The organism is Marinobacter sp. F3R08 (assembly GCF_018860425.1).
In the GTDB taxonomy this organism is placed as follows: Bacteria; Pseudomonadota; Gammaproteobacteria; order Pseudomonadales; family Oleiphilaceae; genus Marinobacter.
Genome location: NZ_JAHKPI010000014.1, coordinates 419,723 through 442,012, shown reverse-complemented (window position 1 = coordinate 442,012; position 22,290 = coordinate 419,723). Strand labels below are relative to the sequence as shown.

Annotated in this window: 17 protein-coding genes; 7 read left to right on the top strand and 10 right to left on the bottom strand. The window is 57.8% G+C overall.

Features of this window, described 5'->3' with window-relative positions:
* Positions 1–6 precede the first annotated feature (6 nt).
* Complete coding sequence (gene uvrD, locus KO499_RS05060; protein ID WP_215982617.1) at positions 7–2,172, bottom strand: DNA helicase II; 2,166 nt, start codon at positions 2,170–2,172, stop codon at positions 7–9.
* A 308-nt stretch (positions 2,173–2,480) separates the two neighbouring features.
* A complete protein-coding gene (locus KO499_RS05055) occupies positions 2,481–3,932 on the bottom strand; it encodes an NAD-dependent succinate-semialdehyde dehydrogenase (RefSeq protein WP_215982616.1) in 1,452 nt (483 codons plus the stop codon).
* Between the two features lie 185 nt (positions 3,933–4,117).
* Between KO499_RS05055 and KO499_RS05050 the strand changes: the two genes are divergently transcribed.
* Positions 4,118–5,131 carry a histone deacetylase family protein gene (locus KO499_RS05050; protein ID WP_215982615.1) on the top strand — a complete coding sequence of 338 codons (1,014 nt, stop codon included), beginning with the start codon at positions 4,118–4,120 and terminating at the stop codon, positions 5,129–5,131.
* A 4-nt stretch (positions 5,132–5,135) separates the two neighbouring features.
* Here KO499_RS05050 and thiI read toward each other — a convergent pair whose 3' ends face one another.
* On the bottom strand, positions 5,136–6,590 hold the full coding sequence (thiI, locus tag KO499_RS05045; RefSeq protein ID WP_215982614.1) for a tRNA uracil 4-sulfurtransferase ThiI: 1,455 nt from the start codon (positions 6,588–6,590) through the stop codon (positions 5,136–5,138).
* 110 nt (positions 6,591–6,700) lie between these two features.
* Between thiI and ppnN the strand changes: the two genes are divergently transcribed.
* The gene (gene ppnN / locus KO499_RS05040; RefSeq protein ID WP_215982613.1) at positions 6,701–8,083 is read left to right on the top strand and encodes a nucleotide 5'-monophosphate nucleosidase PpnN; all 1,383 of its coding nucleotides are present in this window, start codon (positions 6,701–6,703) and stop codon (positions 8,081–8,083) included.
* Positions 8,084–8,109: 26 nt separating this feature from the next.
* On the opposite strand, the gene KO499_RS05035 is transcribed toward ppnN, so the two are convergent.
* A complete protein-coding gene (locus KO499_RS05035; protein ID WP_215982612.1) occupies positions 8,110–8,445 on the bottom strand; it encodes a c-type cytochrome in 336 nt (111 codons plus the stop codon).
* A 219-nt stretch (positions 8,446–8,664) separates the two neighbouring features.
* On the opposite strand from KO499_RS05035, the gene KO499_RS05030 reads away from it, so the two are divergent.
* Positions 8,665–9,768, top strand: coding sequence for an enoyl-CoA hydratase/isomerase family protein (locus KO499_RS05030; RefSeq protein WP_215982611.1), 1,104 nt, complete (start codon positions 8,665–8,667; stop codon positions 9,766–9,768).
* Between the two features lie 11 nt (positions 9,769–9,779).
* Here the strand turns inward: KO499_RS05030 and KO499_RS05025 are convergent, their stop codons facing one another.
* The 3 genes from KO499_RS05025 to KO499_RS05015 form a co-directional block, all read right to left on the bottom strand.
* The gene (locus KO499_RS05025; protein WP_215982610.1) at positions 9,780–10,271 is read right to left on the bottom strand and encodes an ankyrin repeat domain-containing protein; all 492 of its coding nucleotides are present in this window, start codon (positions 10,269–10,271) and stop codon (positions 9,780–9,782) included.
* Between the two features lie 70 nt (positions 10,272–10,341).
* A complete protein-coding gene (locus KO499_RS05020; RefSeq protein ID WP_215982609.1) occupies positions 10,342–12,501 on the bottom strand; it encodes a tRNA(Met) cytidine acetyltransferase TmcA in 2,160 nt (719 codons plus the stop codon).
* Positions 12,501–12,878, bottom strand: a complete 378-nt coding sequence (locus KO499_RS05015) for a DUF2237 family protein (protein WP_215982608.1) — start codon at positions 12,876–12,878, stop codon at positions 12,501–12,503. Before KO499_RS05015 ends, KO499_RS05020 begins: the two co-directional genes overlap by 1 nt.
* Before the next feature lie 37 nt (positions 12,879–12,915).
* Between KO499_RS05015 and KO499_RS05010 the strand changes: the two genes are divergently transcribed.
* A complete protein-coding gene (locus tag KO499_RS05010) occupies positions 12,916–15,237 on the top strand; it encodes an ATP-dependent helicase (protein ID WP_215983387.1) in 2,322 nt (773 codons plus the stop codon).
* A 157-nt stretch (positions 15,238–15,394) separates the two neighbouring features.
* Positions 15,395–16,603 carry an OmpA family protein gene (locus KO499_RS05005; RefSeq protein ID WP_215982607.1) on the top strand — a complete coding sequence of 403 codons (1,209 nt, stop codon included), beginning with the start codon at positions 15,395–15,397 and terminating at the stop codon, positions 16,601–16,603.
* Here KO499_RS05005 and KO499_RS05000 read toward each other — a convergent pair.
* The 3 genes from KO499_RS05000 to KO499_RS04990 form a co-directional block, all read right to left on the bottom strand.
* Positions 16,600–17,913: a methyltransferase gene (locus tag KO499_RS05000; RefSeq protein WP_215982606.1), complete on the bottom strand. Its 1,314-nt coding sequence runs from the start codon at positions 17,911–17,913 to the stop codon at positions 16,600–16,602. The two genes, KO499_RS05005 and KO499_RS05000, sit on opposite strands and share 4 nt — an antisense overlap.
* Before the next feature lie 78 nt (positions 17,914–17,991).
* Positions 17,992–19,263: a D-amino acid dehydrogenase gene (locus tag KO499_RS04995; RefSeq protein WP_215982605.1), complete on the bottom strand. Its 1,272-nt coding sequence runs from the start codon at positions 19,261–19,263 to the stop codon at positions 17,992–17,994.
* Positions 19,264–19,281: 18 nt separating this feature from the next.
* Entirely contained in the window at positions 19,282–20,115 is an 834-nt protein-coding gene (locus tag KO499_RS04990; RefSeq protein ID WP_215982604.1) for a polyphosphate kinase 2 family protein, read from the bottom strand.
* 130 nt (positions 20,116–20,245) lie between these two features.
* On the opposite strand from KO499_RS04990, the gene KO499_RS04985 reads away from it, so the two are divergent.
* Both KO499_RS04985 and KO499_RS04980 read left to right on the top strand, forming a co-directional pair.
* A complete protein-coding gene (locus KO499_RS04985; RefSeq protein WP_215982603.1) occupies positions 20,246–21,055 on the top strand; it encodes a TatD family hydrolase in 810 nt (269 codons plus the stop codon).
* Entirely contained in the window at positions 21,052–22,260 is a 1,209-nt protein-coding gene (locus KO499_RS04980) for an HD-GYP domain-containing protein (protein ID WP_215982602.1), read from the top strand. The genes KO499_RS04985 and KO499_RS04980 overlap by 4 nt, the downstream gene beginning before the upstream one ends.
* Positions 22,261–22,290 lie beyond the last annotated feature (30 nt).

Genomic DNA, 22,290 nt, shown 5'->3' with positions numbered 1-22,290 from the left:
TAGCTGCTAGCAGGCCTCCAAAGGCGCATAGGCAAGAACAAGCCACTTCGCCCCTTCATCAAAGTTCACCTGAACCCGGGTATGGTGCCCTGTGCCTTCTGAATTCATCACAATACCCTCACCGAACTTCGGATGGCGCACCCGCTGCCCCAGGCTGAACCCCGATTGCTGTGCTGAATCCTGGCTGAACATGCTTTCATTCGGACGCCCCACCATGGCTGGTCGGGTCACCGTGTTACGCAAACGCACTTCCTGCAGACAATCCGCTGGAATCTCCCGCACAAACCGGGACAGGGCATTGAATTTTTCCTGGCCGTACAAACGCCTGGATTCTGCGTAAGTCAGCACCAGCTTTTTCATGGCCCGGGTGATGCCCACGTAGGCCAGACGCCGTTCTTCCTCCATTCGGCCGGGCTCTTCCAGGGACATGCCGTGAGGAAACAGGCCTTCTTCTACACCCGCCAGGAACACCAGAGGAAACTCAAGCCCCTTGGCAGAATGCAACGTCATCAACTGGACACTGTCCTCATGGGCTTCGGCCTGGGATTCGCCGGCATCCAGGGCCGCCTGGGCGATAAACTCCGACAGCGGATCGACGCCGTCTTCCACGTCATAGTCAGACAGCGCGTTGACCAGTTCCTCCAGGTTTTCCACCCGGGCCTGACCTTTCTCGCCCTTTTCATTGGCGTGATAGTCTTTCAGCCCGCTGTTTTCAATGGTCTGTTTCATCAGGCCATGCAGCGAAGCCTCCCCCACCATGCCGGAGAGGCCTTCAATGATGGCAATAAAAGACTGTAATCCGGTTTTCGCCCGACCTTTCACCTGCCCGGCGTCCAGCAAACGCTCAGCAGATTCCCATAACGAGATGCTCTGCTCGGTGGCATATTCCCGAAGTTCCGCAAGGCTCTTGGCACCGATGCCACGGGGCGGCACGTTCACCACACGCTCGAAGGCAGCATCATCCCGCCGATACTGGACCAGCCGCAAGTACGCCAGAGCGTTGCGAATTTCCTGTCGGTCGTAGAAGCGCAGGCCACCATAAACCCGGTATGGAATGCCCTGACGCATCAGCGATTCTTCCAGAACCCGGGACTGGGCGTTGGAGCGATAGAGGATCGCGGACTCACTGCGCAGGTTGCCATCCTGAACCCAGGCGGAAATGCTGTCGGCGATGTAGTTGGCCTCATCCTGCTCATTAAACGCCGCGTACAGGCTGATCGGTTCGCCCTCGGGACCGTCCGTCCAGAGCTCTTTGCCCAACCGGCCCTGGTTATTGGCGATAACCGCATTGGCGGCCTTGAGAATCATCTGGGTGGAGCGGTAATTCTGCTCCAGACGAACCAGCCGGGCATTGGGAAAATCCCGCTGGTATTGCTGGATGTTCTCGATCTTGGCGCCGCGCCAACCGTAGATGGACTGGTCGTCATCTCCCACCACGGTCAATGGCACCCGGTTACTGGCCAGCACCTGGAGCCAGGCGTATTGAATTGTATTGGTGTCCTGAAACTCGTCCACCAGTATGTGCTGGAACCGACTCTGATAATGGGCCAGCAGCTCCGGCCTGTGCAGCCACAGCTCGTGAGAGCGCAGCAACAGCTCGCCAAAATCCACCAGACCGCCCTGCTGACAGAGCTTTTCATACTGGCGGTAGACTTTCAGCATGATCGACAGGAAGTGGTCACCCGGATTCTCCTGAATATGATCCGCCCGCAGTCCTTCGTCCTTCTGGCTGTTGATAAACCACTGGGCCTGCTTCGGCGGCCACTTGCTCTCATCAATCTGATTTTCCCGCATTACCCGCTTGATCAGCCGCAGCTGATCGTCACTGTCCAGTACCTGGAAGTTCTCCGGCAGGCCAGCGTCTTTCCAGTGCGAACGCAACAAACGGTGAGCGATGCCATGAAAGGTGCCAAACCAAAGGCCGCGAGCAGGAATCTGCATCATCTGTTCGATGCGGTAACGCATTTCCTTGGCGGCCTTGTTGGTAAACGTAACCGCCAGGATGCCAGTGGGCGGCACCCGATCCACGGTCATCAACCAGGCAATCCTGTGCACCAGAACGCGGGTTTTGCCACTACCGGCACCTGCCAGAACCAAGAGATGGTCGTTCTGTGCGGTAACAGCTTCACGCTGGGCATCGTTCAACGGATCGATGATGTGGGAGACGTCCATAGAAAATCGGTTCGCTACTGGTTAAATAAACAGGTCGATGAGTATAACAGGAGAAAAGCAGGTTTGTCGGGCAGGAATATTTTCAAAGAGTGAGCCGGATTACGCGTTGCTAACCCGACCTGCGTCATGTCAGGTGTGAAAGTTTGATCAGCCGTCACCCACCGCCAGAAAGAGCGCGGGGGAGGTTCCCCCTCAGGACTGTCTGTGGCCATGGATGGCCACAGACAAGCGCACATGGATGTGCTCGTAGCGTGTCCTGAAGGGGAACCTCCCCCCGTGCGACATCCTCAAAATCGAGGGCTTATACCTTAAAATCCACGCGGTACGGTCTGCGCTTCAACAAACTCGAACAGACCCTCCAGGCCACCCTCGCGGCCGATACCGGAGGCTTTCATGCCGCCAAACGGCGCTTCCGGTGTCGGACCAGTGCCGGTATTCCAGCCACAGTGACCGAAGCGAAGACCGGCCGCCACCCGTTGGGCGCGCTCAGCATCGGCTGTAAACACGTAAGAGGCCAGACCGAACTCGGTATCGTTACCAGCGTCAATCACTTCCTCTTCCGTACGGAACAGCGCCATGGGCACCAGCGGGCCGAAGGTTTCTTCCTGGTAGCAGCACATCTCCCGGTTTACACCGTGTACCACGGTGGGCGGGAAGAACAGGTCGTTACCCAGCTCTTCCGGCTTCTTGCCGGCAACCAGGGTCGCGCCTTTTTCCAGGGCGTCCTGCACATGGCGTTTGACCTTATCGTAGCCGGCCTGATTGATCAGGGGACCAAGATCCACGTCGCCATTGATGCCGTCACCGACGGTCATCTTGTTAACCCGCTCAGCCAGTTTTTCACCGAAGGCATCCGCCACTTTTTCATGCACGAATATCCGGTTGGCACAGACACAGGTCTGGCCACCACCGCGGAATTTATTGGCAATCAGATTATCCGCTGCCGCATCCAGGTCGGCATCGTCAAAAACGATGAACGGTGCGTTGCCACCCAGTTCCAGCGCCAGCTTCTTGACCTGCTCAGCCGTGTCGACGATCAGCTTGCGGCCTACCTCGGTTGAGCCGGTGAAGCTCAGCATCGGGACATCCGGGCTCTCACACAGAACCTTTCCGATCACGCTAGCCTTGCCCATCACCAGGTTCACCATGCCATCGGGCAGATCGGTGTGTTTGTCCATCAGACTGAACAGCGCAATCATGGTCAGCGGGGTTTCGCTGGCCGGTTTGATTACCGATGGGCAACCTGCTGCCAGGGCAGCGGAGAGCTTCTTGGCGATCATGCCAATGGGAAAGTTCCAGGGCGTGATCAGACCGGTAACACCGACAGGCCGGTAATGGACCGTCCAGGTGCAGTCTTTCGGTTTTTCCGGAATGGTATGCGCATCCAGGGCCTGGATGTGCCGGGAACAGTAATCGAAGAATCCCGCGGCATAGTCCACTTCACCCTGGGCTTCCTGCAGCGGTTTGCCGTGCTCCATACACAGGATCCGGCCGACCTCCTCCTTGTTGGCCTTTAGCGCATCCCGGATATCCTCAAGCCACTTGCGGCGGGTCTCAATGCTGTAGGGACTGGTCAACCGGAGTGCCGACTTGCCGGCAGCAACCGCAGCGTTTACTTCCTGTTCCGACATGGACGCGACCTGGGCGATCACGTTGCCTGTTGCCGGGTTATAAACATCGAAGGTATTGCCATGCTCATTGTCAGTCCAGCGACCACCGATGTAGCCGGTCCGCTTTTCCAGCAGGGGTGACTCGATCATCTCGGCTCCTCTTCTGTGATTGGCTCCGCCCCGAGTAGGACGCAGTATAGGTATTCTGGTTGCGTCAGTGTTTTATGTCTTTCATAGTGGATGTTGTATCCCAACCTGTAAAGTCAAGGGCAGGCTTTTGATCATCCCCCGAGTGTGCCTATACTCGGGGCATCAGACACTCAGGAGGCCGGACAATGAAGGCATTTTTCCATCCTGCACAGGATGAGCATATTCCACAGACCTACTTTACCCGCGGACAAATGCGTCAGCCCCAGGAAATTCCTGCTCGAACCGGAGAAATGCTGAGCGGTCTGAGGGAAATGGGTATTTCTGTGCTTCAACCGGCAGATCAGGGAGCCGGGCCGATCTCGAAAGTGCATGACCTGGGCTACCTGCGGTTCCTCGAATCCGCCCACCGGCGCTGGAAACAGATGGACGACTGGGGCGACGAAGTCATCTCGAACATTTTCGTTCGCTCCCCCAATCATCTGACCGGCATCCTGGCTGAGGCCGCCCGGTATCAGGCCGACGGCAGTTGTCCGATTGGCGAGCACACCTGGCATGCGGCCTACTGGTCAGCCCAGAGTGCCCTCGGTGCCGCGGACGCGCTGATTGCCGGCGACCGTACCTCATATGCAGTCTGCCGCCCACCGGGACACCATGCCCGTCGCGATGCTGCTGGTGGCTTCTGCTACCTGAACAATGCTGCCATTGCTGCTGAACACATGAAAACGCGGTTCCCGAAAATCGTGATCCTCGATACGGACATGCATCATGGCCAGGGCATCCAGGAAATTTTCTACGATCGTAGCGACGTGCTCTACATTTCGATTCATGGCGATCCCACCAACTTTTACCCGGTGGTTACCGGTTTTGAGAACGAGCGCGGCGAGGGTGAGGGTTTTGGCTACAACATCAATATGCCAATGCCCCATGGCTCAACGGAAGAGGACTTCTTCAGCAGAGTGGACGAGGCTCTGGCGGCTATCAAACTGTTCCAGCCGGATGCTCTGATCCTCGCGCTGGGTTTCGATATCTACAAAGACGATCCTCAGGCCAAGGTATCGGTTTCTTCGGAAGGCTTCTGCAAACTCAGCACCCATGTGCGTCAGCTCGGTCTGCCTACCCTGGTCGTTCAGGAAGGTGGGTATGATCTGGACGCTCTCAGCGAGAACGTCCAGCAGTTCTTCAAGGGCCTGTCTGGTTGAGGTTTCAGGCGGCGGGCGCGTAAACCTTCACGTTTGCGTGCCCTTCGGCTTTCAAATGGCCGGCGTGCATTCGGCTCATCGTGCCTCGATCGCAATACAGCAGATATTGCCGATTCTTTGGTAACGCCAACAACTGCTGATTCAGCTCGTAGAATGGGATGCGAAGAATTTCGTTGTTGGTTAGTGTCAGCGGCGACTGCTCGCCCTCCGAGGGGTGACGCACGTCGATGATCACGTCATCGACTGACGGCGTCTGCACCAGCTCCACTTCCTCCGGTGTCACGGTGGTTTCCAGCAGCCGGTGAACCGGCGTTTCCTCCCGGGCCTCAATCGCATTTGCCAGCACGTTGGCGTCCATCAGCGCTTCGTCAGCTTCCACCCGGTGGAGCTTGGCTCGGGTAGCCGGCTTCTGGGAAATCACACCACAATATTCCGGCATGTTCCGGGCGTAGACTTCTGTACCTATGTCCCGCGCCATGCTGATGATGGCCTCTTTATCCATCGACACCAGCGGACGAAGGACCACTTCGTCACTGGCCCGGTCCACGACATTCAGGTTGCTCAGGGTCTGGCTGGAAACCTGGGCAACGGCATCGCCGGTCACGATACCGCAGGCATTGTTCTTGCGCGCAATCTCGGCTGCGGCCATCAGCATCTGGCGCTTCAGCACCACCCCCCAGTGGCGGTGATTCACTGAACGCATGATTTCGGCCACCACACCCTCGAAAGGTACCGAGATGAACTTGGCATTGTGGGAGGCGCCGTAGCGGTCCCACAGATAATGCACCACCTGGCGCACGCCGACCTCATGGGCGATGCCTCCGAGATTGAAAAACAGAAAATGGTTGCGCAGGCCCCGGCGCATCATCAGATAGGCGGCTACGGATGAATCATAGCCCCCGGAAATAAGGGTCAGAACGTTCTCGACACTGCCAAGCGGGTACCCGCCCAAGCCTCGGTGCTTCCGGTGGGCAATATGAAACTGATCGCCGTGCACCTCGATGCGCACCTCAACCTGCGGTGATTTCAGGTCGACGCCACTGGCGGCTGACGCCTGCATCAGAGCAGAACCGGCCATTCTCTCCAGATCAATAGAGCGGAAACTGTGTTCACCCTGACGGCGAACCCTGACGGCAAACGTTTTGCCGTTCAGACGCTCAGCAAAGGCCTCAACTGCCTTTTCAGCCACGTCCTCAAGACTGATGAACGGGAATACCGCGATTTCCTGTATGGTGGAAATACCCGGAATTCGCGCAATCACGTCGATGGCGGGCCCGGATAACCCAAGGCCATCCGGAACCTCCACGTCCACGCGATCCCAGCTCCCTTCAACCCGGATACCCGGATCCAGCCGGGCCAGCAATTTGCGAATGTTCTGACGCAGATGACGCATCTGCTGTCGACGGACAGGTTTACTCTTGATAGCAACTTCCTGGGCGGGACGAATAAGCAGTTTCATAGATCGGAATTTTGTCGGGTGGCGTAAAGGAGTGAAAGGCCTTAGTCTACTCTTTTGACTGCTTGCCTCAAAGTCGGGCATTTCCGTAACACCCAGGAGTTCCACCGTTAATGCAGGAAACGACCATCAATGCCCTGGTTTCCCCCGAGGGCAGCCTTGAAATTCTCTCGAACCATGAGGTCAACCGCCTGAAAGACCGCAGCAAAGGCGGGTTGTACAAACTCTTTCGTCAATGTGCCCTCGCGGTCCTCAATACCGGCATCGAAACCGACGACTGCAAGGCATTGATGGAGTCCCATGCCGAATTTGATGTCCGGCTGGTGCCACAGCCACGGGGACTCAAGCTGGAGCTGATCAATGCACCGGCACACGCGTTTGTGGACGGCGAAATGCTCCGTGCCATTCGAGAGCATCTGTTCTCTGTTCTGAGGGACATCATCTACTCCCACTCGATCCCGCCGATGGCCGCTGGTTTCCGCCGGGATGATCCGGAAGACCTCACCAACTACGTGTTCCATATCCTTCGAAATGCCCGGGTATTGCAGGCGGGCAGACAACCGGACCTGGTTGTCTGCTGGGGCGGCCACTCCATCAGCCATGACGAGTACCAGTACAGCAAGGAAGTGGGGCACCAGTTGGGGCTCCGGGGCCTTAGCATCTGCACCGGCTGCGGGCCTGGCGCCATGAAAGGCCCCATGAAGGGCGCAACCATTGCCCACGCCAAGCAAAGGGTCAAAGATGGCCGGTATATCGGGATCACAGAACCCGGCATCATTGGCGCCGAGGCACCCAACCCCATCGTGAATGAACTGGTGATCATGCCGGACATCGAAAAGCGGCTGGAAGCCTTTGTCCGCTGCGGCCATGGGGTCATCGTATTCCCCGGTGGTGTCGGCACTGCCGAAGAAATTCTCTACTTGCTGGGCATCCTCCTGCACCCGGACAACGCCGATCTGCCCTTTCCGGTTGTTTTTACCGGTCAGCAGGAGAATGCAGAGTATTTCGAGATGATCGACAAATTCATCCGCAACGCCCTCGGGGACGAGGCCGCCGGCAAATACGAGATCATCATTGATGATCCGGTGCGCGTGGCGCAGACCATGAAGAAAGGTATGAGTGAAGTCGAGACGTTCCGACGCGCCATGCAGGACGCGTACTACTTCAACTGGATGCTGAAAATCGACCCGGTGTTCCAGCTGCCTTTCGAGCCCGATCATGACAACATGCGGGCGCTGGAACTTCATCGCGACCAGCCGGTACACCTGATTGCAGCGAACCTGCGTAAGGCCTTCAGCGGCATCGTTGCCGGAAATGTCAAAGAAGGAGGCGTTCGCCAGGTCCAGGAGAAGGGGCCGTTTGAGATTGCTGGTGACCCCAGCCTTATCAAACCGCTCGAGGCCATGCTGGAACAGTTTGTGGCCCAGGGCCGGATGAAGTTACCCGGCTCCTCCGCCTACAGACCCAGCTATCGCATCGTCAGCGGAGCGGCCTGAGCCGCCTCGCTGACACTGCCGGGAACTTACTGGCCGCCGCCTGCAGGCAGGCTGGCAAAGTATGCCGCCAGGTTAGCAATATCAGTATCGCTGAGGGCCGCTGCCTGGCCCTGCATTATGGCTGCCTGGCCACCGGTCCGCTGCTTGTTCTTGTACGCCTTGATAGACGATACAAGATACTGTTCGTTCTGGCCGGCCAGATTCGGATACGTCGGGATCTGCGCCACGCCGTTCTGGCCATGACACGCCGCACAAACCGCTGCCTTGGCCTTGCCAGCCTCGGCATCGGCGGCTGAAGCAACAACGGGCACCGCCGCGCCAAGCGCAAGAATTCCCGCAACAGCATAGTGTTTCACATTCATTGTTATTAACCTCTCATCATCATTGTTAAAGTGTTCAAATCGGTTGAAAAACCGGACACTGGATTGGGTTGAACTTATAGCACAGAGCCGGGGAAGCTCAAATGCGATAGATCAAGGATCCGCTTTCGACGTTCGTCCCCTTTCCCCGGCTGGCTATTAGAGTAAAAGTACGTTCGATTCCGCATCCAAGATCGTTTTACTACTCCGGAGATATGGTCCATGTCAGTAGAGGCCCAGGAACTGCCCTGTCGCGAAGGCCAGATTGGCGTTTTGACGCTGAATTCCCCAGGCAATCTCAACGCGCTCTCCGAGCAGATGATCCAACAGATTCAGGAAACTCTTGATCGCTGGGCCGACGATGACCGGATTTGCATCGTGGTCATACAGGGCGCTGGAGAAAAAGCCTTTTGCGCGGGCGGGAACATCCGCGAATTGTATGACGCCATCGTGGAGCCATCGGACTCTGAAAAGCCGGTGCGTTTTTTCAATCGTGAGTACCGGATGGATTACAGCATCCATCGTTTCCCGAAACCGGTATTGGGCCTGGCCCACGGCGTGGTGATGGGCGGCGGCCTGGGTGTGTTATCCGGATGCCGTTATCGACTGATAACACCGGATGTCACCCTGGCGATGCCCGAGATCGCCATTGGCCTGTTTCCCGATGTGGGTGGCAGCTGGTTCCTGAAACGGCTACCCGGCCGGCTCGGCCTGTTCATGGGTTTGACTGGCGCTCGCCTTAATGTGAGCGATGCACTTCGGGTAGGCCTGGCGGACATGGCCATTCTGCCTGAAGACCGGTTCAGCCTGCTCGACCGCCTGGTATCGGAACGCTGGACCGGACAGCCTGCCGCCGACGACAACCGCCTCTTCCGCTTGCTCAATCAGATCCAGGCACAGGATTACCGGGCATTGCCACCCAGCCACCTTGCCATGCATGAGCAGCGGATTGCCCGGCTGAGCGCCGGTGACGAACTGCCGGACATCGTCGATCAGTTACTCACAGCAGAGGTGGACTGCGATTGGTGGCATGCCTGCATGAATACGCTGAGAACCGGATGCCCGGTGTCGGCCTGGCTGGTGTGGACCCAGTTGCAGAATGCCCAGCAGATGTCTTTGAAGGACGCCTTCCGTATGGAGCTGGCAATGGTCTCGGAGTGCATCCGCCGTCCTGATCTTGCGGAAGGTATACGAGCTCTGCTCGTCGACAAGGATCGTCAGCCACAATGGAGCTACGCAAGTGTTGCCGACGTACCGGAAGAAGTGGTGGCCGCCCACTTCACCCCTGAATGGAATGATGAAACCGATCCGATGGGACTGGATTAATGCTCGCAACGCTATAGTTGGGCGCCCGCCTGCACCAGCAGCATCTCGAGATCCCGATTATTGCTGGCGCGGGCGATGTCCAGAGCTGTGCGGCCATCGCTGGCCCGGTAATTTACATCAGCGCCGGCAGCCACCAGCCTTTCTGCCGTCAGCAAATCCCCATTACCAACGATCTTCATAAGCAGGGACTGTCCCCCCTGACTGACATTGACGTTGGCACCGGCAGCCAGCAATAGTTTGACCACCGAAAGGTGACCGTTCTCCGCCGCCCGTATCACAGGGGTGTAGCCGTTGGGCCCGCTGGTGTTCACATCGGCACCGGCAGACAACAGTAACTGCACGCGCCTTTTTTCACCATTGCCGGACGCTGAAATCAGAAGTGCGTCAGCCTCGGCCAGAGCCTCCGGGCTCAGAGTAACCGGCTGGCCAGGGGAGGCGCAGGCTGACAACAAAAACACAAACGCAATCAACAGAAAACGGAGGAAGCCGGTTCCCTTGGCCATAACACATTCTCAGTAGGAAGGTACGTGAAGCCATTCTGAGCAGACACTGCCCGAAATTAAATCGAGCGGGTCACAAACCCGGCCCCTCCTTCAAAAGATCGCGAACAAGTTGTCGCAGACGATCCTCCCCATCTTTCTGTCCCAGGCACAACTTATCCTGTTGAAGGGAAGACCAGCCCCGCCCCTGAAGGACGCTGCAGCACCACAAGGCGAGCTCCGGATGGCCCTTCAGACAGGCCATGATACCCGGTGCCTGACTCAGCTTCCGCAACACCGGGATCATCATCTGAAACCCCCTGTGGCCGTTTGCGAAATTGCGAAGATCCCGCAGGTCATCGCGATCCAGCGCCGGGCCGGAAGGCAAGGCAGCCGTAATCTCCGCCAGCATAAGCGGGGTCAACCCGGACCAGTTGTTCGGCACCAGGGTAAGCCAATGGCTGGCCAGTCGGTGGCTTATACGCTTTTCCAGATCCTCGCCCGCCTGCGAGAGGCCTTTAATCATCTGCAGCGGATATTCGCCACTGGACGCTTCCTGTTGCAGACCGACCCTCACCACACGAAGAGCACAGGTCTGCCAGAAAGCCAGCAGATCAGCGCTGCCACCAAAACTGGTGCCAAGATAATCCAGACCCTGCTCCAACGCATGCGCCCTTGCGGCCTCGACCAGACGACCACCAATACCCAGCCGCCGGACATCGTCTGACACCGCGACACGAATAACCCGGAGCCCCCTCAGAGAAGCCGCTTCCGGATACCCGCTGTGACTGGCAAGCGACTGCGGCAGGAGGTGCCCTCGCACGCGGCGGGCACCCAGGCTGACCTGCTCCGCCAGCTCAGGTGCAAGCCCACCCTCAAGCGCACACCAGAGCACACCAATGGTCTTGTTACCTATCCTCGCACGCCAGCTACGAGCTTCCGGGTCGTCCAGCCATTGCCGAAGATCTGCCGGGCGGGTCCGGTAATGCGCATCCACCAGCAAACCAAAGGCATTGGACAACGCCTCATCATCCGCGACTGACGGCTGCCAGGGTTCAATGATCAGATCCCCGGCATGGCTTTCGTTCGTCCGGGAGGCGATACCGCCATCTGCAGCCAGGAGAAACAATTCAGACACCAGAGCTTCCAACGGATCCGTCCCGGCCCATCGCACCGGCTCGGACAGGACTACCTGCTGCCAGTGAGGCGTTGACTGTTCCAGCACCTGGCGAAAGCGGATAGAGAACCCCCGGCCGGCGCCTTCATAACCATGCACCGTGGTGGCAAAGGCCACTCTGGGCCAACCCAGAAGAACCGCTTTCAGGAGCGGGGCTGGAATCGCTGCAGCTTCATCGACCATGACGACTTCAGCCTCCGGCCGAGTGGCCAGGAGTTCCCGGATCGGGACATACCTCACGCGCCCGCCTGCGCGGGTTGTCAGCGTCCCCGGGCCGACCTCATCCAACTGGCCGGCGAGCGCTTCCCGGGCGTGACGAAACAGAGTCTCTACATTCTGTTCCGATGGCGCAGTGACAACAATTTCCTGCCTGCCGGTCTGCAGCAGTTCCGCCGCCGCCATTCCCAGAGCCGCAGACTTACCCCGGCCACGGTCCGCCGTAATGACCAGCGGTCGACGCCTCCTGCCCAGACCAAAACGGACCAGACGCTGAACCAGTTGAGCCTGATCGCCGGTGGTTCCGGTGCGAAATGGATCTTCCGGTGAAGGAAGTACGGGCAGCAATGGTGAGCGCCCACTTCCCGGAGAAAGGCGGATGACTGCTTTATGGTTGGCCAGTATCCCGGCCATGCGGCCAGCGAAGGGGTGTTCGCCACCATAGTCGAGGCCGGTTCTCGGATAATCCGGATCGGCGTAACGACTCCAGTCTTCCAGGGGCGGCATCAGCCAGAACAGCAGTCCGCCAGCCGTCAACGCGCCTGAGAGTGCCGCAAAGGCATCCGGTGGATTGCCCTGCCAGCCGTCCCAGACGATCAGCGAAATGTCACGGCCCAGCCATTGTCGGGCCTCAGTAGGTGCAATACGGGTCAGGCGCGGATCCGGACGCTGATCCTCAGGGCCGGTCCAGAGGCCAGTCTGGAGCCCAAGAGCCGGCAACACACGAGAGAGCCACTGCAGGGCACTTTCCCGGTCGCCCTCCAGCAGGATCAGCCTGCGCTCACCATTAGCGGCGAGACTGGCCTGCAGGGCCCACCAGGCACTGGCGTCTGGTGCGGCATCGGGTCCGGGATAACTCATCAGCTAAGGTCAGCACCATGGGCTTTGAGATCGTCGAGGGCGCACTTTTCCAACGCAGCCCGATGGGTAGCGCGCAGGCGAACCCGTGGCGCAGAGCCGGCCTCAAAAGCTTCCTGCCAGCGCGCAGCACACAGACACCAGCTGTCGCCGGCTTTAAGGCCTTCGAAGCCAAATTCGGGTCTGGGGGTGCTGAGGTCATTGCCTCGAGCCCTGGAAAACTCGAGGAAGTCATCGGTAACGACGACACAGACAGCATGGAGGCCAACGTCATCAGGCCCTACGTTGCAACAACCATCACGGTAGAAGCCGGTGATTGGGTCTTTACCACAGGCTTCCAGCTTTTCACCGAGTACGTTTACCGATTCGGACAGTTCCATTCTTATGACCTTTTCGCATTCGTGTTTGATCGCAATTATGCGCGAGCGGTATCCGCCCTACCAGCAGCCCGTTACAATAGCGGCCATGCCGACCGAACCTCAAATCTCTGATACCAACAACCTTCCGGATTACCTCACCGACGAACAGCGGGCGATTATCACTGCCGGTTTTGAGCATGCTGTGATTACCGCCGTGGCCGGGAGTGGCAAGACATCAACACTGGCCTGGCGTATACGGTTCCTGCTGGAGCAGGGACACGACCCGGACCGGGTGCTGGTGTTGATGTTCAACCGCAGCGCCCGGGTGGACTTCGAGCGGAAGCTGCAAACAACCTGTGCCCGGAGCGGGCTGGCATTGCCGGAGATCCGGACCTATCACGCCATGGGTCTGCGTCTTTACAAACGGTTTGTCCGGGAGGGTTATCTGCCCGGGTTTTCGGAAAAGATTCTGACCGAGCAGGAAATCAGTTTTCAGGCCTGGCAGCTGACACGACGCCTTGCGCCGGAAGACCTTGCCGATGAAATCCGGCGGAGCAAAAAAGATTTTGTCGAGACCGCAACGGGGTTTATCGATCTGGTGAAGACGACGCTGTCGCCGGCGGAGATCGTATTTGAAGAATTAGGATATTCGGACAAGCACCGCTACCTGATCGAGCTGTTCCACAGCTTTGAACAGTGGCGTAAGGGTCAGGGTCGAATCAGTTATGCCGACATGCTGTATGAGCCGGTGATGGCGATCCATCAGAATCCGCCGTTGCAGCGGCTCGTGGGTAACAAGATGGATCTGATCCTGGTGGATGAATATCAGGACACCAACGAGATACAGCATCTGTTGCTGCGTTACGTAGCCGGAGACCGGGCGCGGGTTACGGTGGTGGGCGACCCGGACCAGACCATCTATGAGTTTCGCGGCGCCAAGCCGGAGTTTATTCTCAAACGGTTCAGCGATGAGTTCGAGAGCCCGCTGGAGCAGACGCTGAGCTACACCTTTCGCTATGGCCACCGGGTTGCCTTGCTGGCCAATCATCTGATCTGTCACAACACCGGTCGCAAGGATGTGCTTTGCCATTCCCATCCGTCGACACCCCGGACAGACATCAAACTGCACCGGACGGAAAACGACGCCGATGCGGTATTACAGATTCTTCAGGGCCAGTCGGAACCGGCCCTGGCAGGCACTGCCATTCTGTTCCGGGTCTGGAGCCAGAGTGTACCAATCGAGCTGAAACTACTGGCACGCCAGATTTCCTACCGCATCGATGCTGGCAAGGGAGCTCTGTTCAGCCGGGAGGTTCAGGCAATTACGGCTCTGCTGATGGTGGTGACCGGAAAGCTGGCCAAACTGCCAGATGAGGACCGACTGGAACTGGCAAGGCAGCTACTACGCTTCCCGCACGTCGGCCTGAAAGAGCCGGAGCTTGAACAGTTGGCCCGGTTCCTGTCGGGCTTTTCCGCCGACTGGCACGAGCGCCTGCTGGCAATGGATTTCGACGCCCTGTCGCCCATGGCGGCCCGCAAGCTCAGAAAGCTCGGGGAAGTCCTGGCTCAGCTTCGGGGTTACTCCGGGCCCGTGGCCGGGCTGATCCGTGTTTATGCAGAACACACGGACCTCTACGAAGGCATCCGAAGCCTGGCGTTGACGCATGAGAGTGCCGAGGAACGGATTGATACCCTGCAGGGATTCCGCCAGTACCTGAAAAGCCTTGATGTCACGGCGGACGGCGCCCTGGAGCACCTGAAAACCCTGAAGCAGCAGGCCTCCGAAAAGCAGCAGGGAGGCGTTCTTCTGTCGACCATTCACCGCACCAAAGGCCTGGAATGGCCAACGGTGATTGTCCCGGGCCTGCAGGAGAAGTACCTGCCCTACAGTCCCAGACCCCAGGACGATGCCCGGGGGTTCCTGGAAAGTGAACGTCGGTTGCTCTATGTAGCCATGACCCGCACTCGCCAGCAATTGCACCTGATTACCCGACCCGCCAGCCAACAACCCCATCTGGACGGTGATCTCGGGCCCAGCCGGTTTGTCGAGGAGTGTTGTTTCGATCTGGCGGCGGAGTTCGGGCACTGGCTGGATGAGCGGAACCCCTCTGAGGGCTCGGTCATCCAACTCTCGTCACCACTGACACCGGTCAGCCAGCGATATGCCAAACGGGAACACGTCACAGTAGAGGGGCAGGCCGCAACGTCGACGCATGCGCTGGCACCTCTCTGGCATTGCCAACGCCTCAGCCATGCTATTTTTGGTCAGGGCTCGGTGGTTACAGAGGATGAAAGTTCCTTCGCGGTGCATTTTGACAGTGGGGAAACTCTCAACTTCAGCAAAAAGAGCGCACACCTTTATTTCACGGCTCTGGCCTGAAACGATAGACTCGAACACTGACCGCCTCAGTACAATTACCAAGGTAACATTTAGTAACATTGCTTTGTCTTTTATTGCCATCTAGCATAAATTCCCCGCAGTCACAGCGTTTTCTGCTGAGAAGCGCGAATTAACGAGAATGAACAGGAGGTTCTGCATGAACATCATGCGTCCGATCACCCTTGCCGCCCTGGCAACCACTATTGCAACTCCGGCGATGGCCGATCGTCAGGAAACGGTTTACATCAACCCGTTCGCTGGCTTCCAGTTGTTTGACGACAAACGCGATCTGAGCGAAACCGGCACCTTCGGGTTTGGCCTGGAATACCGCTTCAAGCCGCACTGGTCTGTAGAGGCTCTTTACTCACGTGCAGATGCCGACCGCAAATATGTGCCAGGCGAATCCGAATTTGATGAGATCAGACTCGACGGTACCTATTACTTCGCAGGTCCGGACGAAGCCTGGAACCCGTATGTGTCCCTGGGGGCCGGTCACGCAGACTTCGGTTCGGACAGCAGCGGTGTTATGACTGCGGGCAGCAATCATGACGAAACACGTGTCAATGTGGGCACAGGCTTCCGCTACAACGTAAGTGATGCCGTATCATTGCGAGGCGATCTCCGCGAATTCCACGGTATCGACGAGAGCACGTTCGACACCCAGGTTTCTCTCGGCGTCAGCTTTGCCTTTACCCGTACCGTCGGCCAGTCCATTCCTGAGCCCGCTCTTCCGGCAGACACTGACGGTGATGGTGTCCCTGATTCCCGGGACCAGTGCCCCAGCACCCCGGCCGGCGTCACTGTTGACAGCAACGGCTGTGAACTGGATTCCGATCGCGACGGCGTTGCCGATAGTCGTGATCATTGCCCCGACACACCGCGCGGTGCAGACGTGAACAGCCATGGCTGTGAGCTGGACAGCGACAACGACGGCGTTGTTAACAGCAAGGATCAGTGCCCGAATACCACCGCAGGTGCAGACGTGGATGCGACTGGCTGTGAAGGTGTGACCGAAACCATCCAGACCTTCACCATTGAAGTTCAGTTCCCGACCGACAGCTCCGTGATCGGAAATGCTTATGATGACGAAATCCGTCGCGTCGCAGACTTCATGCAGGAAAATCCGGAAACCATCGTGGAAATTGCCGGCCATTCTGACAGCCGCGGCAATGCAGACTACAACCTGTCACTGTCACAGCGTCGCGCTGAGGCTGTTGCTGGTCGTCTGACCGAATCTCTGGGTATCGAAGCATCACGAGTGCAAGCCACAGGTTACGGTGAAGAGCAACCAATTGCGTCTAACCAAACCGCAGATGGACGTGCTGCCAACCGTCGGGTTGAAGCTCGAATTCAGGTTCGCCGTTAAGTCCCGGTCGCTACCTGAGTGATTGATAAGGCGCCTCCGGGCGCCTTTTCTTTTTCCGGCAACAGCGGGGAAACCCTGATCCCATCCAGCAGCAGATTACGAGGTGTCAGTGAGCGATCGCAGAACTGACCGAGCCGCACCCGATAGCCCTGCTCTTCCAGAAACAGCGCGTAATCGAACACCATCCACAGTTCCAGGGGACGACGGAACAGATGCCTGACCAACTCGTGGCGGCGAACTTCCTGCAGACGGTGCGTCCCAAACGCCAACCAATGGTCAAAGTCGATCGTACCAGGTAACTCCAGATGCTTTTGGGCCGCCGCCCACCGGCAAAAAGCCGGAAAACCTTCGTTCAGCAACGATGCAGGGTGAGACGGCACAGGTAAATACTCGTCCCGTCCCCGCAGGTGCCGCTGCAGACCATCAAATCCCAATCGCCACTGGCGGACAAGGCGAGTCTGCCTTCGCACTCGTGCAGGTGCCGTCACGGTTTCCTGGACAGCCAGGCGCAGGTCACTCCGGTCCGGTTGCAGAGCCGCCTGATACCCGGAAGCCTGCTCTGAAAGCAGCTGATAGTGGTCTGTATCCGTCAGGTGATAGCAGCAAGGCGATATACTCAGTCTGGGCAGAGCTGCTTCGCTGCCGCGTTTGAGCAAGCGCCGATGCAGATCACCGCAGGCATGGAGCGCAACACCGTGGTAGCCTTCCGGCAGCTCCAGATCCGGCGCCATAACATCCTGGCACCCGATATTAACCCGATCCCCAAAATGCCGTGCCAGACGAAGACCGTCACGCACCAGTTCCGGATTCCATTCAAAGCCCCTGACCTCACCACGACAGAACGGTGCCAGCGTCCGGGATAAATGGCCTTTGCCACAACACCAGTCCAGGGTGGAATGCGCCAATGGCGTCAGTGCCGCCGCAAAAGCACCTGACTGCAACCGCTTCCGGCCAGGCATATCCGTGGCCCGGACTTCCGGCAGCGTCGCCTCTGATGCCTTTTCGGCCGACGGCAGCAGGTCCGGAAGACGGACCATTTCGGGGTAACTCTCAAGACATGGCAGCCACCGGGAGACCTGAGCCGCCAGTTCAATCGGATTCTCTGCCAGATACTCACAATCATCATCAGACAGTCCTGCCAGCATCCCGGCCAGTTCGGGAAAGCGCCGGGCCCACGCCGGCGCCGGTGTCACAAACGGCATTGGCTGCCAAAACTCCCGACACAGCACCAGGCAGTCGTTCAACTGCGTCCATCGAGGGTAAAACGATTGCTCGCCCTGGTGTGTCCTCGCCGCCTGAGTTAGCGTCATTCAACTTACCTTTGTACGTACTGAACCCAAGGTTCCGGAAAAGACCACCAGACCGGGCCAAGCGGCTGGTCCAAAGAATTACCCGGCAAACCGCCCGGGCCGGAAAGCGTCAAGGCAAACGGCTGGTTCCTCGCCTTCAATGACCTGAGCAATGACGTCTGCGCTGCCGGCGGAGAGCGTCCAACCGAAGGTTCCGTGGCCGGTATTCAGATACAGGTTTTCTCTTGGACCACGTCCGATGATCGCTGGTCCATCCGGTGTCATCGGGCGAAATCCGGTCCAGGTTTCCGCCGCTTCAAGATCGGCACACCCGGGAAACCGCGACTCCACAGATTTCCGGATTGTTGCCAGGCGAGCTTCGGGGATATCCCGGTTAAAATCCGCCAACTCTACAAAACCGGTGGTTCGCAGACGGTCTCCCAGACGGGTAGAGACGACCTTGTAGTTATCGTCGTGAATGGTTGAGGTGGGGCCACGCTCAGGATGTTTCATCGGCACCGTCAGGCTGTACCCCTTGACCGGGTAGATGGGCAGTTCAAGGCCCAGTGGTTTCACCAGATGGCTGGACCAGCATCCGGCGCTGATCACCACGGCATCCGCTTCCAGGGTTTCCATGAACCCATCGCTGTTTCTGAGCGAAATAGCCTCTACCTTTTGGTCATCGGCAATCAGCTTTTCCACGTCTACATTGTATCGAACCACGACCCCCTTTGACTCGCAGGCTTTTGCCATTTCCCGGCAAAACAGATGACAATCCCCGGTGCCGTCGGTGTCGTAACTCAAGGCTCCGTAGAGCGGACCGTTACCGACCATACCGGGCTCGGCCTCATGAACCTGTTCCGGGGTAAGCAAGCTGGAAGCAATGCCCAGCTCATTCAGCATGTCATGGATGTCACGGTAACTTTCCAGCGCTTCAGGTGTGCTGGCTAGGTGCAGCAGGCCCCGGTGATCGCCGTCAAAGGCCAGATCAAGTTCCTTTTCCAGAGCCAGGAACCGTTCCCGGCTGTGGATACCGAGGCGCAACATGGCTCGCCGGTTCAATCCAAACAGACCCGGCGACCAGGCGTACCGGAGCGTGGCGAACATGAATTTCAGGGTTTCTACCGACGGTGGAAACCGTAGTTTGAGAGGGCCATCCTGTTTGACAATCCAGGGAATGGCCTTGAACACAATCGACGGATCAGCCCAGGGATAGACAACGCCATAGGATCGCTGGGCTGCGTTGCCTTTGCTGGTCTCGTTCCCGGCCACTGCATGGCGCTCCAGTACAGTAACCTGGTGGCCCCTTCGGTTCAGTTCGTAGGCCGTGGTTATTCCCACTACACCGCCACCGACTACAACAATGTGCATGCGTTTCCTCCAATTGACTTATTTCACGCCACTTTTTGCCAGCAGGCGCCGATAGTCGCTCAACACACTCTCATCTTCTTCCGGATAGTCCGGCGCCAGTTGCCTCAGCTGCTCAGCCAGCACTGCCGCAACAATAGCGCGAGCCTGGGGTTTGCGGTCACCAGGCACGACAAACCACGGCGCTTCCCCGGTATGTGTCGCCTCCAGAGCTTCTTCAGCGAACGCCTGGTAATCATGGCGTTTTTCCCAGCCACTGATGTCTGATTTGTCGAATTTCCAGCGCTTCCGGGGTTTATCGAGACGCTTGAGCAGGCGCTTGCCATGCTCCTCTTCTGACAGATTGAGCCAGACCTTGATCAGTGTCGTACCCTCTTCCACCAGGTGGCTTTCAAAGTTGCGGATGGCTCGGTACCGGTTCGGCCAGTTATAACGTTCAGGAGAGTGCACCGGCCAGACCCTTTCGGCAATGACAGCCTCATGATGGCTGCGATTGAACGCCACCATCTGCCCAAAGCTGGGCAAATAGGGCGTGACCCGCCAGAGAAAGTCATGGCGGGCCTCGGCGCCGGCAGGGCGGCTGAAAGACCAGGCATGGAAGCCTGCAGGATCGACAAACGTTGCCAGAGTGCGAATCAGACTGTCCTTACCACTGGTATCAGGCCCAAGCACAACCAGTAAAACGGCCTTGGCCTGATTGGCCCAGAGCCGGCGCTGGTATTCGCCGATTTGCTCAAGGCTGGCATCCAAACCGGGCAATGTCATGTCATCGTCATCCAGCACGGTCGGGTAATCCCGGAATCCGGGCCGGGCGGGATCGAAAACAAAAGAACGGGCAAACGCCGACAGCTTCATCTGGAGACTCCGTGCAACTAACTATGGCAGTAGTACAGGCTAACAATCGTACAAACTGGTAAACTGGAGTTAAACAAATGTTCAGAATAGCAGCCTGAGCGCAGGTTGCGGTGGAGCACATTAGCCGACAATGAGTAAAAAGCGTCGAGAAATTCCGGTTTTTGATCATCCGATCATCGAGACCCACTGTCACCTGGATTACCTCAAGGATCGCCCTCTTGAGGAAACGCTGGAACAGGTGCAGTGCGTCAACATCGAAAAAGTGATCACCATTGCCGTGTCGCCGGACAACCTCGCCGCGGTGCGCGAGCTTAGCCGGGTTGCGCCCTGGGTCTATGGCACTCAGGGTATTCACCCCCACGATGCCGAAAGCTATTCCGATCTGGTAGAAGTAGAAATCCGCACTCATGCCCGGGACGATAAAATCGTTGCGGTGGGCGAAATTGGCCTGGATTATTTTTACGATAACGCTGATCGCAACGTTCAGCGCGACGTTTTCCGGCGGCAACTGCAGATTGCCTGTGACACAGATCAGCCTGTCGTGATCCATAGCCGCGAAGCGGACGAAGACACGATTGCCATTCTCGGTGAGTTTGAAGAAACCCTCAAACGCCGGGGCGTGATCCACAGCTTCACGTCTGGCCCCGGGCTTGCCCGATATGCTCTGGATCAGGGCTGGTGCCTGGGCTTCAACGGCATCACTACATTCAACAAAGCGGAGAACGTCCGGGACATTGTGCGTATGACGCCCATTGACCAGATCCTGCTGGAGACTGACGCTCCTTTTCTGACCCCCGTGCCCTACCGCGGAAAAGAAAACGCTCCGTTTTACCTGCCTTTCGTGGCCGAAAAAATCGCAGAGGTAAAGGACCTGCCTCTGGATGACGTGATCAGCAAAACCTACAACAACAGCTTGCGGACGTTTTTCCCGACCGAATGATCAAACGTGTGCCCATTGCAGCCCTCAGGGTCGGCATGTACATCACCGATCTGAACAACGACTGGATTCCTCACAACACCCAGCGCAAGCGCGGTGTTATCAAAAAAGAGGAGACCATCGAGAAAATCCGTCGTATGGGCGTGGAGTTTGTTTACATCGATGCGTCGAAAGGCCTCGATACTCAGGACGCCGAACCCGCCGCAGAGGTGGATCGCCGCAACGAGTCGGCCCTTCAGAAAGCCGGAGAACAATCACCAGGCCTTCAGCCGCGCGTGCCTCTGGAAGAAGAAATCGTGGTTGCCCAAAAGGTCCACAGCCAGGCTCAGGGCCTGGTTGGAGACTTCATGAACCACGCCAAAATTGGCAGTGCTATCGACATTGCGCCCATCCATAAACTGGCAGACGAGCTCCAGCATTCCGTGCTCCGCAATGCCAACGCCCTGAGTTGCCTGGGACGTATCCGGGAGAAAGATAATTACCTGCTTGAGCACTCGGTCAATCTGAGTGTTCTTATGTCCCTTTTCGGAAATTACCGGGGCCTGTCTGCCGACATCCTGCACCAGACAATCGTTGGCGCCCTGCTCCACGACCTGGGCAAGATCCTCACACCGGATGAGATACTTCATAAACCCGGCCGACTGACGCCCGAAGAATTCGAGGTCATGAAGCTGCATGCGCGACATTCCAGGGATATTCTCGCCACGACCAAGGGCATTGGTGAACTGACCGTCATCACAGCGGCCCAGCATCATGAGCGCCTTGATGGCACTGGGTATCCAGAGGGGCTCAAAGGCGACGAAATCTCGGAATACGGGCGTATGGTGGCAATCAGCGATGTCTATGACGCCATCACGGCAGATCGGGTCTATCACAGAGGCATGACACCAACACAGGGCCTGAAGAAGCTACTGGAATGGAGCGGTCATCATCTGGATCCGGTGCTCGTCAAAGAGTTTATCCGTTGTCTTGGTCTCTATCCCGTGGGTTCTTTGGTACTGCTGGAAAGTGGCCGGTTAGGTGTTGTTATCGAGGCCAATGAGAGCGATCAGAGATTGCCGACCGTGCGGGTGATGTACCACACCAGATTCCGCATGCCGATCACGGTGGATACCATTGATCTCGCCAAACCCGGCGCCCAGGACCGGATTGTGCGCGCTGAGGACCCTGTCGATTACAAAATCGATGTCAGGAAGTTCATGACCTGAGCACATGTCACTGAACACGCCGACAACCTG

Coding starts and splice junctions, on each gene's coding strand:
- KO499_RS05000 (WP_215982606.1), bottom strand. CDS start 17,913: ATGACGCTAACTCAGGCGGCGAGGACACACCAGGGCGAGCAATCGTTT.
- KO499_RS04995 (WP_215982605.1), bottom strand. CDS start 19,263: ATGCACATTGTTGTAGTCGGTGGCGGTGTAGTGGGAATAACCACGGCC.
- KO499_RS05035 (WP_215982612.1), bottom strand. CDS start 8,445: ATGAATGTGAAACACTATGCTGTTGCGGGAATTCTTGCGCTTGGCGCG.
- KO499_RS04985 (WP_215982603.1), top strand. CDS start 20,246: ATGAGTAAAAAGCGTCGAGAAATTCCGGTTTTTGATCATCCGATCATC.
- ppnN (WP_215982613.1), top strand. CDS start 6,701: ATGCAGGAAACGACCATCAATGCCCTGGTTTCCCCCGAGGGCAGCCTT.
- KO499_RS05015 (WP_215982608.1), bottom strand. CDS start 12,878: ATGGAACTGTCCGAATCGGTAAACGTACTCGGTGAAAAGCTGGAAGCC.
- KO499_RS05010 (WP_215983387.1), top strand. CDS start 12,916: ATGCGCGAGCGGTATCCGCCCTACCAGCAGCCCGTTACAATAGCGGCC.
- KO499_RS05055 (WP_215982616.1), bottom strand. CDS start 3,932: ATGATCGAGTCACCCCTGCTGGAAAAGCGGACCGGCTACATCGGTGGT.
- KO499_RS05030 (WP_215982611.1), top strand. CDS start 8,665: ATGTCAGTAGAGGCCCAGGAACTGCCCTGTCGCGAAGGCCAGATTGGC.
- uvrD (WP_215982617.1), bottom strand. CDS start 2,172: ATGGACGTCTCCCACATCATCGATCCGTTGAACGATGCCCAGCGTGAA.
- thiI (WP_215982614.1), bottom strand. CDS start 6,590: ATGAAACTGCTTATTCGTCCCGCCCAGGAAGTTGCTATCAAGAGTAAA.
- KO499_RS04980 (WP_215982602.1), top strand. CDS start 21,052: ATGATCAAACGTGTGCCCATTGCAGCCCTCAGGGTCGGCATGTACATC.
- KO499_RS05005 (WP_215982607.1), top strand. CDS start 15,395: ATGAACATCATGCGTCCGATCACCCTTGCCGCCCTGGCAACCACTATT.
- KO499_RS05050 (WP_215982615.1), top strand. CDS start 4,118: ATGAAGGCATTTTTCCATCCTGCACAGGATGAGCATATTCCACAGACC.
- KO499_RS05020 (WP_215982609.1), bottom strand. CDS start 12,501: ATGAGTTATCCCGGACCCGATGCCGCACCAGACGCCAGTGCCTGGTGG.
- KO499_RS04990 (WP_215982604.1), bottom strand. CDS start 20,115: ATGAAGCTGTCGGCGTTTGCCCGTTCTTTTGTTTTCGATCCCGCCCGG.
- KO499_RS05025 (WP_215982610.1), bottom strand. CDS start 10,271: ATGGCCAAGGGAACCGGCTTCCTCCGTTTTCTGTTGATTGCGTTTGTG.